The sequence below is a fragment of the Ruegeria sp. CL3 genome (assembly GCF_056536505.1).
Window position 1 is genome coordinate 99,950 of the sequence record NZ_JBQFPT010000012.1, and the last position, 16,097, is coordinate 116,046.

Here is a 16,097-nt window from a genome sequence, read left to right on the forward strand (position 1 = left end):
GTTTGTGCTTACGTGCGGCTGTCACATGGATGGAGGACTGCGAATGTATTACGGGATCTGGTTCGGCTAAAGCCGGGACGCTTACCCCGTATAGGGTGGTGTTCAGGCACCATTCTTCTTCGCATGTCTAATTTTCTGCTCAATCGGAGCACTCCTCTATGTTTCGCTATTTCGAAAACCTCGTTGACCCTTTTGGCCCCTATAAAGAAGCCGACGCGCCACCAACCAAGCTGTGGCCGTTCATGCTGGACTACTCGCGCCCGTTCTATCGGGTGTTTGCCTGGGCGGCGCTGATATCGATCATCGTTGCCGGGGTTGAGATCGGGTTGATCGCCTATATGGGTCGCGTGGTCGATCTACTGGGTGGAACTCCGGCCGAAGTCTGGCATAACCACGGGACTGAGCTGTTGCTGATGGCTGCGTTTGTCCTACTGCTGCGTCCGTTGCTGCATTTGATCGACGTGCTGCTGCTCAACAACACGATCCTGCCGAATTTTGGCACGCTGATCCGCTGGCGGGCGCATAAACATGTTTTGCGCCAGTCGGTTGGCTGGTTCGAGAATGACTTTGCCGGGCGGATTGCCAACCGGATCATGCAGACCCCTCCTGCTGCCGGCGAGGTGGTGTTCCAGGTCTTTGACGCGATCTCGTTCTCGTTGGCCTATCTGATTGGCGCTGCCATTCTGTTGTATGCTGCAGACCCACGATTGCTGATCCCGCTGCTGATCTGGTTTGCGCTTTATGCGCTGTTGGTGCGCTGGACGATCCAGCGCGTTGGCCCGGCATCCAAGGCGGCGTCCGATGCGCGTTCCACCGTGACGGGGCGTGTGGTGGACAGCTACACCAATATCCACTCGGTCAAGATGTTCGCCCATGGTCGGCAAGAGATGGACTATGCCCGCGAAGCCATCGAAGAGACGCGCCGCACATTCCAGATCGAAATGCGGATCTTCACCATCATGGACGCGGTTCTGGTCACTCTGAACGGCCTGCTGATCGTGGGCGTCGTGGGTTGGGCGATTTCCCTGTGGATGCAGGGCACGGCCTCGGTTGGTGTTGTTGCGGCGGCGACGGCCTTGACCCTGCGCCTGAACGCGATGACCGGGTGGATCATGTGGGCGCTGACCAGCTTCTTCCGCCAGCTTGGCATTGTCGCTGAAGGGATGGAGACCATCGCCCAGCCCATCGACCTGCTGGATGCACCTACGGCGAAGCCTTTGCAGCTGAGCAAGGGGAAGATCGAAATCAACGATCTGTCGCACCACTATGGCCGCGAGGCTGGAGGTTTGGACCATATCGAACTGACCATTCAACCAGGCGAGAAGATTGGCCTGATCGGGCGCTCCGGGGCCGGAAAATCGACCCTAGTAAAGCTTCTTTTGCGGTTTTACGACGTTGAACGAGGGGCCATTCTGATCGACGAACAGAACATTGCGCAGGTCACGCAGGACAGTTTGCGCAGCCGTATCGGCATGGTCCAGCAGGACAGCGCCTTGCTGCACAGGTCGGTGCGCGACAATATTCTCTATGGCCGTCCGGACGCGACCGAGGATCAGATGATCGCCGCCGCCAAAAAGGCCGAAGCGCATGAGTTCATCCTCGACCTGCAGGACCCTCAGGGCAGAACCGGGTATGACGCGCATGTGGGCGAGCGTGGCGTGAAGCTATCAGGAGGTCAGCGGCAGCGAGTGACGCTTGCGCGAGTCATTCTGAAGGACGCGCCGATTTTGCTGTTGGATGAGGCGACATCCGCCCTAGATTCCGAGGTTGAAGCGTCCATTCAGGAAACCCTTTACGGGATGATGCAGGGAAAAACCGTGATCGCCATTGCCCACAGGCTCAGCACTATCGCTCAGATGGACCGTATTCTGGTGATGGATGCGGGCCGGATCGTGGAAGAGGGCGCGCATGCCGATCTTTTGGCGCAGGGTGGCCTTTACGCGCAGTTCTGGGCGCGGCAATCTGGCGGCTTCATGAATCCGGAGGCCGCTGAATGAGGGTTGCCGACCTCATCAACCCGTTCAAGAACATCGAGACGCCCCCACCACAAACGCTGGGGGCGTTCATTCGCTGGAGTCTGTCAGGCGCCTGGCCCATGCTGTTTGTCGCGGCGGCGTTCTCGGCGATCGCTGGCGCGATGGAGGCCGCCACCGCCTGGATTCTAGGCCGAGTCATCGACGTCGCGACCTCGGGCGGGCCCGAGCATTTTCTGACCGCTGAGAATATCTGGATGATTGTCGGCGCGGCGGCGTTCTTTATTGTGATCCGTCCGATCCTGTTTGGCCTGTCCTCGGTGTCGAACAACTACATCGTCATGCCGAACATCCCGCCATTGGTTCTAGCCAAGCTGAACCGTTGGACCTTGGGCCAGTCAGTCACGTATTTCGACGACGATTTTGCCGGTCGGATTGCCCAGAAGCAGATGCAAACCTCGAATGCGATGGCCTCGGTTGTATCAGAAACGATCAGTGCGATTGTCTTTGCGCTAGCTTCCCTTGTGGGGTCTTTGCTTTTGTTAGGGTCTATTCATCCGTTGGTGATGCTGCCGTTTGCCGGTTGGCTGGTGGTCTACTTCATGCTAGTCCGCTGGTATCTTCCCCGCATTCGCAAACGCTCGGCCGCACGGGCGGGCGCACGGGCGATGGTGTCGGGGCAGGTGGTGGATACGATCACCAATATTAAGACCGTCAAGCTTTTCGCCCACTCCGCATATGAAGACGAGACAGCGCGAAACGCGATGGTCGACCTGCGCGAAAGGTCTCTGGATTTTGGCAAACTCTCCGCCACCTTCCGGTTCATTCTGATGGTTCTGGCAGGGGTTCTGCCCGTTATGCTGCTGGGTGCAACGCTTTGGCTGTGGCAGCTGGGGATGGCAACGGCTGGGGATATTGTGGCGGCAGGTGCGGTTGCGATCCGCATTTCCCAGATGACGGGCTGGGTTAGCTTTACGCTGATGGGTCTCTACGCCAATGTTGGCGAGATCGAAAACGGCATGAAAACGCTGGCAAAGCGCGATCGTGTTGAGGATGCCGAAGCAGCCAAAGACCTTGCCGTGTCTCAAGGCAGCATCGCTTTTGAGGCGGTCAGCTTTGCCTATGGTCGGGATATTGGCGGCGTTTCTGATCTGAACCTGACGATCGCTCCGGGCCAAAAACTGGGCATCGTCGGAGCCTCTGGTGCAGGCAAATCCACCCTCGTTTCGCTTCTATTGCGGCTCTATGACGGGGAAAAAGGCGCGATTTTGATTGATGGGCAGGATGTGTCGCAAGTGACGCAAGACAGCCTGCGCCGTCAGATCGGGATGGTCACGCAGGAAACCGCCATGTTCAACCGCTCGGCGCGTGAGAACATTCTGTATGGCCGCCCTGATGCGTCCGAGGCCGAGATGATCGAGGCCGCCGAGAAGGCCGAAGCGCATGAGTTCATCCTGAGCCTCGAAGACGCGCAAGGCCGGAAGGGCTACGACGCGCATCTGGGTGAGCGTGGCGTGAAGCTCAGCGGCGGACAACGGCAGCGGATCGCCCTGGCGCGCGCCATTCTGAAAGATGCCCCTATCCTTGTGCTGGACGAGGCGACCTCGGCGCTCGATTCCGAGGTCGAGGCCTCAATCCAGACTGCGCTGCATCGGGTGATGGAGGGTAAAACCGTGCTGGCCATCGCGCATCGCCTGTCGACCCTCAGCGAGATGGACCGGATTGTCGTGCTGGATCAGGGGCGGATTGTTGAGGCCGGCACGCATGAGGCGCTTTTGGATCAGGGCGGGCTGTATGCGCGGTTCTGGCATCGCCAATCGGGTGGTTTCATTCAGGCCGAGGCCGCAGAATAAGGGTTTTGTTGATGGCAAAGCCCGGCTATCAGGCCCCCATGACGCAGCAATTCACCATAAATCGTCTTGGTCATCAGGGCGACGGCATCGCAGACGGCCCTGTCTATATTCCCCGGACTTTGCCGGGCGAAGTGGTCAGCGGAACTTTGGTCGGCCAGCTACTGGAAGACATGCGAGTGGAAACCCCGTCGGATCAACGGGTTAAAGCCCCATGCCGCCACTACAAAGCGTGCGGAGGCTGCCAGCTGCAGCACGCCTCGGACGCCTTTGTAGCGGATTGGAAAGTGGAAATCGTCCGCACAGCTTTGTCAGCACAGGGCCTCGAGGCCCCGATGCGACCGATCCACACCTCGCCCGAGCGGTCTCGTCGGCGGGCAACAATTGCCGTGCGGCGGACGAAGAAAGGCACGCTGGCCGGATTTCACGGTCGCGCGTCCGACACGATCACCGAAATCCCGGATTGCCATCTTCTGGATCCGGCTTTGATCGAAGCGATCCCGGTCGCCGAGGCGTTGGCGCTGCTGGGTGGCAGCCGCAAAGGTGTACTTGCGGTTACGCTGACCCTGTCCGAGGGTGGTCTGGATATTGCGGTGTCTGGAGGCAAGCCCTTGGACGGCCCGCTGGAGCTGGCCTTGGCGCAAGCGACCGAGAAACACGGGCTTGCGCGCCTCAGCTGGGATGGTGAGGTGATCGCGATGCGGCAACCGCCAGTCCAGCGTTTTGGAACCGCCGGGGTAATCCCGCCACCGGGGGCCTTTCTGCAGGCGACAAAGGACGGAGAACAGGCTCTAACACAGGCTGTTTTGGAAGCCGCGCAAGGTGCAAAGCGGGTTGTGGACTTGTTTGCCGGGAGTGGAACCTTCTCTCTCCCGCTCGCGCAGGAGGCCGAAGTTCACGCGGTGGAAGGTGAATCTGCGATGACGCAGGCGCTGGATCAGGGATGGCGCAAGACCTCAGGGCTGAAACGCGTCACATGTGAGGCCCGCGATCTGTTCCGGCACCCTCTGATGCCGGATGAGTTCAAGGGCTTTGATGCTGTGGTCCTTGACCCACCCCGTGCGGGGGCCGAAGCGCAGGTGGCAGAACTGGCGCAGGCGCAGCCCCCGGTGATCGCTTATGTTTCGTGCAACCCGGTTACCTTTGCGCGGGATGCAAAAACGCTGGTTGATGCAGGTTACGCCCTTGAATGGGTACAGGTCGTTGACCAATTTCGGTGGTCGTCCCATACGGAACTGGCCGCGCGGTTTGTGCTGAACCCCGCACGTTAAGGAGACAGCAACCCATGGCGTTCAAACAACGCTTGCAGAGCATTATCGAAGCCCCCCTCTTCGGGCAGTTCATCACGGCTGTGATCATTTTCAACGCGATCTTGCTGGGGATGGAGACCTCACCGACGCTGATGGATGCAGCGGGGCCACTGATCGTCATTCTCGACAAGCTATGTCTTGCGGTTTTTGTGCTTGAGATCGCGATGAAACTGATCGTCTCAGGTCGCAACTTCTTCAAGAGTGGTTGGAATCTATTCGATTTCACGATCGTTGGCATCGCTCTGGTCCCAAGCGCGGGCGGTTTGTCGGTGCTGCGGGCCCTACGAATCCTGCGAGTCTTGCGCGTGATCTCGGTTGCCCCGCGCCTGCGCCGCGTGGTCGAGGGCTTTATCTCGGCCCTTCCGGGCATGGCCAGCGTGTTCCTTCTGATGGCGATCCTGTTCTATATCGGCGCGGTGATTTCGACCAAGCTGTTCTCTTATTCCTTCCCGGCTTGGTTTGGGGATCTGGGCCTGTCAGCTTATACGCTGTTCCAGATCATGACGCTGGAAAGCTGGTCCATGGGCATCGTGCGTCCTGTGATGGAGGTCTACCCCTACGCCTGGCTGTTCTTTGTGCCCTTCATCATGGTCACCACCTTCGCAGTTGTGAACTTGCTGGTCGGTCTGATCGTGAATTCGATGCAGGATGCGCACCACGCCGAGGACGAAGTGAAGACCGATGCCTACCGAGATGAGGTGCTAGAGCGGCTGGAAGCCATAGAGCGCCGACTAATTGAGCAATCAAACATCAAAAAGTGATTTCAGTTTTTTCAGTTTTTGGCATAATACCCAAAAAAAAGCAGCAGGCAGTGAATCATGGATCGTCGAGCATTTGGATTGGGTGCAATGGCAACGCTGAGCCTTTCGGCTTGTGCCTCAGCCGGCCCCAGATTTCTGACATATGATGGACCCGAGGTGACCTCTCTGGTCGTCAACAAGAGCGCGCGCAAGATGTACCTTTTGCATCATGAGCATGTTTTGCGGGAATATGATGTTGATCTGGGCTTTGCGCCCAATGGCACCAAAACCAAGCGTGGTGATGGTCGGACCCCCGAGGGGAGCTATCTTATCGATCGGCGCAACCCGAGAAGCCGCTATCATCTGTCTTTGGGTATTTCCTATCCCAACTCACAGGATGTAGCTCAGGCCAAGGCGGCGGGCGTTGATCCGGGTGGTGATATCTTTATCCACGGTCAGCCCAGTCTGCGGTCCGAGCTGAAGCGCGCCAAGAAGACCCCGGACTGGACCGCCGGATGCATCGCCGTCAAGAATAACGAGATCGAAGAGATCTATGCGATGGTCAACAAAGGTACGCTAATCACTCTGCGTCCCTAGCGCCAGGGCCCAAACCCGAATTTCGCATAGTCGCGCTGGTAGGCTTTTGCTGCCAGCGCCTCGAGTTGTGCGTCGTAGATCTCTTCCAATTCGTAGGGCTTATCCGCTGTGCGGCTGTCCGGCGTTGGCGGATTTGTGTGCCCCAAGCTTGTGGCGAGATCGGGCAGAGCGGTCTGCAGGTCATCCTCTCGCAGAATCAGGTCGGGCGGGGCGATCGGCGCCATCGCCTCGATCACCTTCGACTGGCTGCACCACATCGCATCGACCCTGATCGGGGTCTGGCCGTTCATATTGTGATGCAGGAAGGTCAAGAAAGCTGCAAACGCCGCATGATGCTGGTTCTTCGAGTAGTTCTTTTCACGCAACTGTCCGGGGATCGGCAGTTTAAACCGATTGCGCAGCATGTGGCGGATATCGGCATAGTCGTCATGGTCCTTGGCCAGAACATAGTCGCAAAACGCAGTATGCGCGCGGGCGATCGGATGTTGCAGAATAGTGAATTTGCGGTGCCCGGGATGGGTTCGCATCCAGCTTTCGACTGCGTCCGGGGTGTCGTGCAAAGCATCCTCGTCGCATCCATCCATCCGCGCCAGCCACTGGGTAACAACAGGCTCTAACCCGCCAGGAACAGGTAAAAATAGCAGTGGTGTTGTTGGAGCCGCTATTTGTCTTTGCAGCTTTGGCGCGCGTCGTGGTTCCAGATCTGGCGTGCGGTGCAGGGCGAAACGGTCCATCCCTGACACTGCACGCGCCATCTCGTCCGGGTTGGTAACCTTGGTCACCGCGGCTGACGGGTTCTGCGGCTTGAGCGCATCGTCCAGCGCAGCCAACCGCCCGACCGCTCCGAGCCACTTGGCGAGACCGTTCAAAACCTCAAGATCGTCCAGGTCATCATAGTTGATGTAAAAGGCGGTCTGGCCCGATCTTTGCAGGTGGTTAAGCAAAGACGTCTGGAACGAGGCGAGTTTGTCGACATAGTCCGAGAACTCAGCCGCGTCGAATTCGACTGTTTCCTCCAACCGGCGCTTGATATTCTTCAACTGCCATTGCTTGGTTTTTCGGACGATCTTCAGCGACAGATAGCTGTCCAGCGGATTGCGGCTGAGGATGATCTTGGCGCAGAGCGGATCGTTCAGGACCTCAGGCAAGACACGAGGGTCGTGTTCCTGAAAATACCGAAACCCGTGCAACCCGTTCGGGGCTGCGCGTATGGCTGCCAGAAGTCTGTCCGGATCTTCGTCTCTTTCATCCAGTGTTAGACCCAGAATTTGTTCGGATTTCACCCGCCCGATGAAATGCGGGTTGAAGGCCTCGCCATGGCAGGTGAGCCCGTCGATCCGGTTCAGGTTGGACTCTAACAGGTTTGATCCGGTGCGCATCGCACCCAGGATCACGAAGGATTCAAAGGGACCGGTCATCGGGGATCACTGCACCAGATAAGGTTTGCGGAAAGGCTTGGTGCGGGTTCCAAACACATCGTCGACTGGGAAGTCGCCCATCAGTTGCGGATGCATGCCCTGGTTCTTGAGGTTCTGGAGGAACTGCCCAAAACCCGCCAGATCGACCATCAGCGGGGCCTCGGTCAGATGACGGGCAGTCTGTGGCGCGATCTCGTCCAGTATGGTTTGCAGAGGCTCCATCGGGGCCTCAATGAACTCAGCCAACGTCCAGCTTCGTACACGCGCTTTTGTCCAAACCGAGCTCAGCACCTCAAGCTGTTTGCTCTCGATCTGTTGCAAGCGGGCAGCTTCGCACCGGATATCGGCGAAGTTCATGTTTGACCGGAACAGCGGGATCGCCCACGCCCCGGTAATCACCGAGATCTGCGCGTTCTTGTCCCGCGCCAGAAACCAGTTGATGTCCTGCGTGTCTCGCGGGCCGAACTGGAAACATTGGCGTTGGCCGCGTGTGTTCCAGATCAGGTTCGACAGGAACGCCTTGGGGTTATAGTCGCGCAACGTGGCACTGTCGCTGAGCGCGCCATTGGTGATCGTCTCACCCTGCGCGAATTCGGCGCGGTTTACGGCAAAGAGGTGCCCGTGAACCCGCGTGTTGGTTGCAGTTTCCAGCCAGGTTTCGAACTCTTCAAACAGGTCCGAGAACCCCTGAAACACCGAATAAGCCGCAGCCGTCAGACCGTTCTCGCTGCCGTGGCGGGGAAAGCGGCTTTGCATATAGAGGCCATCGCGCCCATGAGTGCGCCGTTCGACCGCCTTTGAGAAGACACGGTCGATCTTGCCCGGGTTAGGTTCGGCCGGCCGCATCGCGCTGGTCTGGTCGGTCAGGAAAGAGTGATAAAGTCTCTCGGCCCGGGGCCAGATTTTACGGGCAACAAAGCAGTCCGATCGGCGCAGCAATTGCAGGTGATCATCGTAGAAGATGTGGGGCCGCCCCTGGTAGTCGAATTTCGACAGGGTCAGTGACCGGCTTTCGATATGCGTGGAATAGAGCCGCGCAAGTGTCTGAAAATAGCTTTCATCCGGTATCCAGACATGGCGGAAATAGCGGTCATAGACCTTACGCCTGGGGTCTTGCAAAATGGCCGAGAGGGTCTGCCGCGTCAGGCACCACCATTGGCTACCCATATGCGGAGTCAAACCGTCTGGGATGCGGCGGCGCATGCCGGTCGCCCGTTGCAGTTTTACATAGGCGTCAAACAGTTTGCGCTGATTGCGCCAGGAAAACGGGAACCGCAGGGAAAAGCGTTCATGGTCCAGCCCACCGATTGTCCAGCTGACATCAGCGGTTGTAGCGCTTTCGATGAAATCGACGCGGGGACGGTCGGACAGGTAGTCGATCAGCTCTTGCACCGGGCGCAGAGGCAGACACGCGCCGGACGATAGGAAGACATGCCGCACGTCCGGGAAGCTCTCCAGCATCTGCTCGGATGCGGATTGCGAGGCCGCCACGATACCCCAACGGCCCCAATCGCACGTATGACGCTCCGAGAAACTGATTAGGGGGTTGTCCGCGCATGAGGCGACAAAGTTTGAATACGTCTTTTCGGCGACCTTGCCGTCCACATGGATTACAACCGGGCAGCCCGCGGCGGTCCAGTGGCGGGCGACCTGCTCGGCCCGGTCCAGAGCTGTGTGGACAAGCATGACGATGCCCAGCGAACTCATGCCCAGTTGCCTTTCGACATGAGGCCCAGAATCTCAAGCTGTCGCCAGTTGATGTATTGCTCGGACCAATCACAGCGGAAAACGGGCTGCTCCTCTAGCTGTTTGGCGTAGGCCTTGTACTCACCGGACCCACGATAGTGCTGATTGCGCTGCATCTCTTCGCGTGCCTTTTCGCCTAGGGTGTTGATCAGTTTGGCATGCAACAACGCGCCACTGGTCTTTTCCCCGCCCCATTCGTCATAAACCTGGTTCAAACCCCTCGGCAGCAATGAATGGGTCGAGCTGATATAGACATAGCGCCGATCCCACTTCACTAAGGGTATCTTGTTCAGCGCCGGGGCCTTCGAGGGGTTGTCCTGAAAGAAAACACGGGCCCTTGGGCCACCCTGAATCCACAGGTTCTTATATTCGGGGTTCTTTGAAATCATGTAATTCCCGGCATCGAACCAACGCGCGATTTCAAACGGGTCCTGACCCTCGTGATAGGGTTCGTCGTCTACAGGACCTTCGGGATACATGTCGATCAGCATTGTGCCGAAACTGCGCACCGCACAGCTGTCCAGCCAATCCGTCAGCGCGCTGATCGGGCGAGTGTCGCAGAACGGATAGATGAAGAACTCATCAGGATCGACGGTCAGAACCCAATGCCCATGCGCGTATTTGCGCAGCAGATAGTTGGACCAATCCAACCCAAAACCCGCCTTTTTGTAGCTGGTTTTCGTCTGCCAGACCGAGACATCGGGCTGCGCGCGCAGAAACTCGAGACTGCCGTCATCGCTGTCATTGTCAACAATCAGAAAATGGTTCACGCCCAGCTTGCGGTAGTATTCCAGAAAGAAGGGCAGGCGGATCTTCTCGTTACGGACAACGCTCATCAGCAACACATCGTACGGGCGGATGGCGGCGGTATTCGCGCTGATGGGCTTCAGCTCACGCCGTCTTTTGACGCAGCGCACGAGACGGCGCTTGCGCCGCAACCTCATGCGATAAGATTCCAAAAGGCCCACGCGACTGCCCAACCCTTGTTATTGACGCGAGCTTCCCCGGATTGATTGCTGAGTGTCAAACACCCGGGTTCCGCCGACTATGCCATTTTTTCATCTTGAGGGGCAATGCATTTACAACAGGTTAGTGACCCTAACCCTACTGATCCAGCCAATCCCCCGCATTCATCAGCCCCAGTTGCTGTAGTTTTAACCAACCGGTATATGCCTCGGACTGGTTGGTCCACATATCCGGCTGCGCGATGATCCCATCATAGTATGTCTGGAATTGGTCGGGATCATGAAAATGCTGGCGGCGCTGTTTCTCGATTTGCGACTTTGTGGTGATCTCGGGCAAAAACTTCGTGTGCAAAAGCACCCCGGAAGGCGTGTCTCCGTTTGGCCCATCATAGAGCGCATTCAGGCGACGTGGCAGCGCGGAATGGGTCGAGTTTACATAGGCATAGCGACGGGACCATTTAACCAGTGGGATCTTGTTCAAAGTCGGTGAGCGCTGGCGTGTATTGGCGAAAAACACCCGCTCGCGCGCGCCGCCCTGGACCCATAGATTGCCCATCTGGGTCTGCCGCTGCGCGCGGTAGGGGCTGGCATCGAACCAGTTCAGGGTTTTGGTCGGATCACTTTCCGGGTCATGGGTTTGCGACCCTAGTGGGCCTTTCGGGTAGAGATCCAGCATCAAAGCACCAAACCCGGCACGGCCTTGCCTCTCCAGCCAGCGGGTCAGGTCCTGCAAACCTCGGGTGTCGTGATGCGCGTAGATCAGCAGCTCATCCGCATCGACTGTCAGGCACCAGTGACTGTGGCCGTACCGGATTTGCAGCGAGGTCAGCCAATCCAGCCCAAAACGCGCGGCGCGGTAGCTGGCCTGAGTTTGCCAGAGCGATACGTCAGATTGCTGCGCCAAAAACTCGGTCGATCCGTCGTCGCTGCCGTTATCCACGATCAGAAAATGATCGACACCCAAGCCGCGGTAGTGCCGGAAGAACCACGGCAGACGTTCCAGTTCGTTGCGCAGGGTGATGAAGGCCAGAATACCTCCGAGTTGAATATCCGCGGTCCTGTTCTGCAAACAGATCAACTGGTGGCGACTGCGCCAGGATTGCCACAGCAGCCTGCGCCGTTTCCAACGCAGCCGGTATTTCTGGGCCGGGCTTATGCGAGGGAGCTGGGCGCTGACAGGGGTCAACGGCGGCTCATTTCTCGTAGGCGCCGGTTTGATGCCAGCGCCACGCGTCGGTGATCATCGTCTCTAACGTTGAGCGTTTTGGCTTCCAGCCCAGCTCATCTTCGGCGCGGAGTGAGCCTGACACCAGTTTGGTACAATCCCCTGCGCGGCGCGGTCCGACGGTGTAGGGAACGGCGCGATTGGTGACGGTTTTGGACTGCTTGATAACCTCAAGAACCGAGAACCCCGACCCGGTGCCCAGATTGAACACACGGCTGTCTTTACCCTGCCGCAGCCAGTTCAGGCCCAGAACATGCGCATCAACCAGATCGCAGACATGCACATAGTCGCGGATGCAGGTACCGTCCGGCGTGTCGTAGTCGGTGCCAAACACAGTCAGGCCATCCCGCTTGCCATCAATCGCATCCAGCATCAGCGGGATCAGATGGGTCTCAGGCCGGTGGAACTCTCCAACCTGGCCTTCGGGATCGGCACCGGCCACGTTGAAATAGCGGAAGATCACATGGCGCAGGCCATGAGCGGCCTCGAAATCCCGCAAGATATCCTCAATCGCCCGTTTCGAGGCGCCATAAGCGTTTATCGGGTGCTGAGGTGTACTCTCATCCAGCACAACATTGTCCTGATCGCCATAGGTCGCGCAGGTTGAGGAAAATACGAAATCCAGACAGCCTGCGGCCACTGCAGCTTCGATCAGAGTCAGCGAGCCAGTCACATTGTTCGACCAATAACGCGCGGGCTCTTTCATGGCCTCGCCAACCTGGCTGAGCGCGGCGAAATGCATCACGGCCTGAGGCTGATACTTGGCAAAAACCTCGTCCAGCCGCGCGCGGTCAAGCAGGTCGCCCTGTTCAAAAGGGCCAAACTTGACCGCATCCTGCCAGCCGGTGACGAGATTGTCGTAGGTCACCGGTACAAAGCCCGCTTGCGCCAACGCCTTGCAAGCGTGAGAGCCGATGTAGCCTGCGCCACCCGTGACAAGGATCGTTTTCATATCAGGTCCATTGGTCATATTTGGGCGCTTCTACGCCAGATTCGCAGGTTTGGTCAGGGGGAAAAGGGATCACTCCAACCCCATATCTGCCATCATCGCTTCGATCTTGGGCACGTCCTGAGGGTTGTTCAGCTCCCAAAACTGACGGCCCTTGGCTTCGACCTCGACGCATAGAACCTTGCGGCCGTTTTCCATGAAGCGCAGCTGTTCCAGACCTTCCAACTGCTCTAGCGGGCCGGTAGGCCAGCTGGGGTAGGCAGACAACGCATCTGGGCGGTAGGCATATACACCTACATGGTGAAACACCGGGGTTGGATCCGTGCCCGTATAGCTGTTGGAGGCGAAAGGCACCACTTCTTTCGAGAAATACATCGCACTGTTATCGCTGGCAAAAACGGCGGTCGTGCCGCCGACGCGCCCGTGTTTGCGATCATTGAGCAGGCTATTCAGCGCCTCTCCGTCGCAGCGCAGAACGGGCGTCGCGACACCGGCCTCGGGCGCGTCGCGCAGGCCGGAGATCAGGTCCTCGACAAACCAATGCGGTGTCAGCGGCGCGTCGCCTTGCAAGTTTACGATGATCTCGTAGCTACCACCCAAAACCTCATGTGCCTCGGCACAGCGTTCGGTGCCGTTCTGGCAGGTTTCCGAGGTCATCACGACCTCGGCCCCGAACCCCTCGGCGGCGTCCCGGATGCGGTCGTCATCTGTGGCGACAACGACCTTGTCCACGCCTGACACAGACTTGGCCGCTCGCCATGAGCGCTCGATCAGTGTCATGGCTTTGCCCGTTGCGCCGGTCAGCGGCACCAAGGGTTTGCCCGGATAGCGGGATGAGGCATAGCGGGCGGGAATGGCGATCAGAACGGACATCAGGCTTCCTTCAACTCAACACCCGGAGCGTAGGCGATGAAGAACGGGTTTGCATAGCCATCCTTGCCATAGGTCAACGGTGTGTGGTTGTCGAACCGGACCACCTGACCACCAGCCCCTGCCAGTACAGCGTGCCCGGCGGCGGTGTCCCACTCCATCGTGCGTCCGACCCGTGGGTAGAGATCCGCCTCACCCGTTGCGACCAGACAGAACTTGAGGGACGAGCCCGCGTTCTTGCTGTCCTGCACCTGGTACTTGTTGATGTAATCCTCGGTTGCCTGATCCCGGTGCGATTTGGAGGCGACGATCAAAAGGGCGGAATTGTCCGGATTAGAGACTGAAATCGGCGTGATCTCCCCCGCATGGGCCTTGTCCAATGCGCCGGTTTCCTCGACCGATTGCCCATCGGCTTTGGTGTAGAAAATGCGGCCGCGCGCAGGAGCATAGACGACACCGCGCGTAGGGGCACCGTTTTCGACCAGTGCGATATTGACGGTGAAGTCTCCGCGCCGATTGATGAATTCCTTGGTGCCATCCAACGGATCAACGATCAGGAATGTTTCGCCCTTTTCGGAATGCGAGGCGGCCTGTTCTTCGGTCACCAGCAGGATGTCGGGGAAGGCGGCGCGCAGCCCTTCTGAGATCAACGCATCGGCGGCCTCATCAGCCTCGGTCACGGGGCTTTCATCTGATTTGACCTTCACATCGAACGTATCCGAGTTGTAGATCTCCATAATCTTGTCACCGGCTTCTAGTGCCAGACGTCGGATGACGGGGATAAGGGCGTCGTAGGTCACAAAAAAGCTCCGATTTGGTGGTTTGTTGATCGAATGTGGTGACGGACTTATGATGTGCTGGTTACCGAACGGCAAGGTATTCGTGAAAGACTGAGGTCAACAGAGCAGGAAAGACCCGACACGTGTTCTATTTCAGGAATAACAAGACCCTGCTGGGTGGTGCATTCACCACGGCGGAGCTGATCTTTCATGCGGTTGTGCGTGACATCCGGACCCAACACGCAAACGCGGTGGTCGCGATTATCCGAAGTGTTGTTCAAGTCCTTGCGATGGTTCTCGTGTTCTACCTGATCATGTCCTTTATGGGCACACGGGTGGCCAAGGTGCGAGGCGACATTGTTTTGTACCTCTTGTCGGGTGTGTTCCTGTTCATGTTGCACATCAAATCGGTAAAAAAGGTCGCGGGTGTCGGGGCGGGTAACAACCCAATGATGCTGCATTCACCTATGAATATGGTGATCACGATTTTGGCCACGGCTTTTGGGACGCTCTACACCATGATGGTGACGATGTTTGTCATCCTGTTCATCTACCATGCCGCGGTAAATCCATTGGTAATCGAACAGCCCGGGCCTGCCTTTGCTATGGTCCTTTTGTCATGGTTCACCGGATGTGCGGTGGGGCTGGTTTTGATGGCGCTGCGGCCTTGGTTTCCAATGACGGCAGGCATTCTGACCACGGTGTACCGACGGTTGCAAATGATCTTCTCGGGCAAGATGTTTCTGGCCAATGCGCTGGGCGGTTACATGTTGATGCTGTTCGCCTGGAACCCGCTTTTTCATTTGATTGACCAGTGTCGCGGTTATGTTTTCCGCAATTATTACCCGCGCAACACAAGCTGGGAATATGCGGTCTGGGTTGGCGTCGCGCTGGTGATGATCGGTCTGTTGGGCGTCTTCTTTACCAAAAAACACGTCTCACAAAGCTGGGGTGCGCGCCGCTAGAGCGCAACGCGCAGGGTTAGGTTGATCCGCCCGCCCTTGGGCAGCAGTTTGGATGATTTGAACCGGATGCGATCTACACCGTGATAGGTCAACCGCGCCGGACCCCCCATGATCACCACATCGCCCGAGTTCAGCCAGATGGATTCCGTTTTGCCTCCGCGTGTTGTGTTGCCGATGCGGAACAGCGCATCATCGCCGAGCGAGACCGACAACACAGGCCACGAAAAATCGGCCTCATCCTTGTCCTGGTGCAGGCCCATCTTCGCGTCTTCGCCGTAGTAGTTGATCAGGCAGCAATCCGGTGCGCGCTCTGGGCCCACCAGATCCTGCCAGATCGCAAGGACACGTTCGGGGATTTTGGGCCAGTTCATGCCCCCGGGATGCTGGTCCTGATAGCGGTAGCCCGCCTTGTCCGTCACCCATCCCAAATCCCCGGCAGAGGTCATGCGCACCGACATCTCTTTGCCCGATGGTGTCACGGGGCGGAACAGGGGCGCAGATTTCAGAATCGGGCGCAGCGCATCGATCAGCCGGCTCTGGGCGGCGTTGTCCAGATAGCCTTTCCTGATCTCAAATCCCCGTAAAAGCAGCCGAGCCATGCCGGATTCCCCATTCCTTACCAAATCCTTGCCAAAAAAGGCCGCAGATTCCCGAAAACCTGCAATTCAGAATGCTTGCAGGCCTCTGGTCCGGCCCTTATATACGCCGAG

At 58.0% G+C, this 16,097-nt stretch carries 14 protein-coding genes; 6 read left to right on the top strand and 8 right to left on the bottom strand.

The annotated features are described in order from the left end of the window. Positions 1-158: 158 nt before the first annotated feature. Genes ACR0NO_RS17745 through ACR0NO_RS17765 form a run of 5 tightly spaced genes read left to right on the top strand, consistent with a single transcriptional unit; the run spans position 159 to position 6,470 of the window. Positions 159-1,997: an ABC transporter ATP-binding protein gene (locus tag ACR0NO_RS17745; RefSeq protein ID WP_480724913.1), complete on the top strand. Its 1,839-nt coding sequence runs from the start codon at positions 159-161 to the stop codon at positions 1,995-1,997. After that, on the top strand, positions 1,994-3,826 hold the full coding sequence (locus ACR0NO_RS17750) for an ABC transporter ATP-binding protein (RefSeq protein WP_480724914.1): 1,833 nt from the start codon (positions 1,994-1,996) through the stop codon (positions 3,824-3,826). The genes ACR0NO_RS17745 and ACR0NO_RS17750 overlap by 4 nt, the downstream gene beginning before the upstream one ends. 38 nt (positions 3,827-3,864) lie before the next feature. After that, a complete protein-coding gene (locus tag ACR0NO_RS17755) occupies positions 3,865-5,094 on the top strand; it encodes a class I SAM-dependent RNA methyltransferase (RefSeq protein WP_480724963.1) in 1,230 nt (409 codons plus the stop codon). Positions 5,095-5,108: 14 nt separating this feature from the next. Next, the gene (locus ACR0NO_RS17760) at positions 5,109-5,894 is read left to right on the top strand and encodes an ion transporter (RefSeq protein ID WP_480724915.1); all 786 of its coding nucleotides are present in this window, start codon (positions 5,109-5,111) and stop codon (positions 5,892-5,894) included. 57 nt (positions 5,895-5,951) lie between these two features. Continuing rightward, a complete protein-coding gene (locus ACR0NO_RS17765) occupies positions 5,952-6,470 on the top strand; it encodes a L,D-transpeptidase family protein (RefSeq protein WP_170380233.1) in 519 nt (172 codons plus the stop codon). Here ACR0NO_RS17765 and ACR0NO_RS17770 read toward each other — a convergent pair. The 7 genes from ACR0NO_RS17770 to cysQ all read right to left on the bottom strand — a co-directional run bounded on the left by ACR0NO_RS17770 (position 6,467) and on the right by cysQ (position 14,443). Then, on the bottom strand, positions 6,467-7,888 hold the full coding sequence (locus ACR0NO_RS17770; protein WP_480724916.1) for a nodulation protein NodH: 1,422 nt from the start codon (positions 7,886-7,888) through the stop codon (positions 6,467-6,469). The two genes, ACR0NO_RS17765 and ACR0NO_RS17770, sit on opposite strands and share 4 nt — an antisense overlap. A 6-nt stretch (positions 7,889-7,894) precedes the next feature. Continuing rightward, positions 7,895-9,595: a DUF5927 domain-containing protein gene (locus ACR0NO_RS17775; RefSeq protein ID WP_480724917.1), complete on the bottom strand. Its 1,701-nt coding sequence runs from the start codon at positions 9,593-9,595 to the stop codon at positions 7,895-7,897. Continuing rightward, positions 9,592-10,578 (bottom strand): glycosyltransferase family 2 protein, encoded by a 987-nt coding sequence (locus ACR0NO_RS17780; protein ID WP_480724918.1) that lies wholly within the window; start codon positions 10,576-10,578, stop codon positions 9,592-9,594. Before ACR0NO_RS17780 ends, ACR0NO_RS17775 begins: the two co-directional genes overlap by 4 nt. 160 nt (positions 10,579-10,738) lie before the next feature. Further along, a complete protein-coding gene (locus tag ACR0NO_RS17785; protein ID WP_480724919.1) occupies positions 10,739-11,785 on the bottom strand; it encodes a glycosyltransferase family 2 protein in 1,047 nt (348 codons plus the stop codon). 7 nt (positions 11,786-11,792) lie between these two features. After that, positions 11,793-12,776 carry a UDP-glucose 4-epimerase GalE gene (gene galE, locus ACR0NO_RS17790; RefSeq protein WP_480724920.1) on the bottom strand — a complete coding sequence of 328 codons (984 nt, stop codon included), beginning with the start codon at positions 12,774-12,776 and terminating at the stop codon, positions 11,793-11,795. 69 nt (positions 12,777-12,845) lie between these two features. Then, on the bottom strand, positions 12,846-13,646 hold the full coding sequence (locus tag ACR0NO_RS17795; RefSeq protein WP_480566094.1) for a 3-deoxy-manno-octulosonate cytidylyltransferase family protein: 801 nt from the start codon (positions 13,644-13,646) through the stop codon (positions 12,846-12,848). Next, positions 13,646-14,443 carry a 3'(2'),5'-bisphosphate nucleotidase CysQ gene (gene cysQ, locus ACR0NO_RS17800; protein WP_480724921.1) on the bottom strand — a complete coding sequence of 266 codons (798 nt, stop codon included), beginning with the start codon at positions 14,441-14,443 and terminating at the stop codon, positions 13,646-13,648. The genes ACR0NO_RS17795 and cysQ overlap by 1 nt, the downstream gene beginning before the upstream one ends. Positions 14,444-14,565: 122 nt before the next feature. Here cysQ and ACR0NO_RS17805 point away from each other — a divergent pair, with 122 nt between their 5' ends. After that, the gene (locus ACR0NO_RS17805) at positions 14,566-15,387 is read left to right on the top strand and encodes an ABC-2 transporter permease (protein WP_170640932.1); all 822 of its coding nucleotides are present in this window, start codon (positions 14,566-14,568) and stop codon (positions 15,385-15,387) included. Here the strand turns inward: ACR0NO_RS17805 and ACR0NO_RS17810 are convergent. Then, positions 15,384-15,986, bottom strand: a complete 603-nt coding sequence (locus ACR0NO_RS17810; RefSeq protein WP_480724922.1) for an alpha-ketoglutarate-dependent dioxygenase AlkB family protein — start codon at positions 15,984-15,986, stop codon at positions 15,384-15,386. The two genes, ACR0NO_RS17805 and ACR0NO_RS17810, sit on opposite strands and share 4 nt — an antisense overlap. Between the last annotated feature and the right edge of the window lie 111 nt (positions 15,987-16,097).

Excerpts from the sequence above, each read along its gene's own strand:
- ACR0NO_RS17795 (WP_480566094.1), bottom strand. The coding sequence starts at position 13,646 with ATGTCCGTTCTGATCGCCATTCCCGCCCGCTATGCCTCATCCCGCTAT.
- ACR0NO_RS17755 (WP_480724963.1), top strand. The coding sequence starts at position 3,865 with ATGACGCAGCAATTCACCATAAATCGTCTTGGTCATCAGGGCGACGGC.
- ACR0NO_RS17810 (WP_480724922.1), bottom strand. The coding sequence starts at position 15,986 with ATGGCTCGGCTGCTTTTACGGGGATTTGAGATCAGGAAAGGCTATCTG.
- ACR0NO_RS17780 (WP_480724918.1), bottom strand. The coding sequence starts at position 10,578 with ATGAGGTTGCGGCGCAAGCGCCGTCTCGTGCGCTGCGTCAAAAGACGG.
- ACR0NO_RS17750 (WP_480724914.1), top strand. The coding sequence starts at position 1,994 with ATGAGGGTTGCCGACCTCATCAACCCGTTCAAGAACATCGAGACGCCC.
- ACR0NO_RS17775 (WP_480724917.1), bottom strand. The coding sequence starts at position 9,595 with ATGAGTTCGCTGGGCATCGTCATGCTTGTCCACACAGCTCTGGACCGG.
- ACR0NO_RS17770 (WP_480724916.1), bottom strand. The coding sequence starts at position 7,888 with ATGACCGGTCCCTTTGAATCCTTCGTGATCCTGGGTGCGATGCGCACC.
- ACR0NO_RS17765 (WP_170380233.1), top strand. The coding sequence starts at position 5,952 with ATGGATCGTCGAGCATTTGGATTGGGTGCAATGGCAACGCTGAGCCTT.
- ACR0NO_RS17760 (WP_480724915.1), top strand. The coding sequence starts at position 5,109 with ATGGCGTTCAAACAACGCTTGCAGAGCATTATCGAAGCCCCCCTCTTC.
- ACR0NO_RS17745 (WP_480724913.1), top strand. The coding sequence starts at position 159 with ATGTTTCGCTATTTCGAAAACCTCGTTGACCCTTTTGGCCCCTATAAA.
- galE (WP_480724920.1), bottom strand. The coding sequence starts at position 12,776 with ATGAAAACGATCCTTGTCACGGGTGGCGCAGGCTACATCGGCTCTCAC.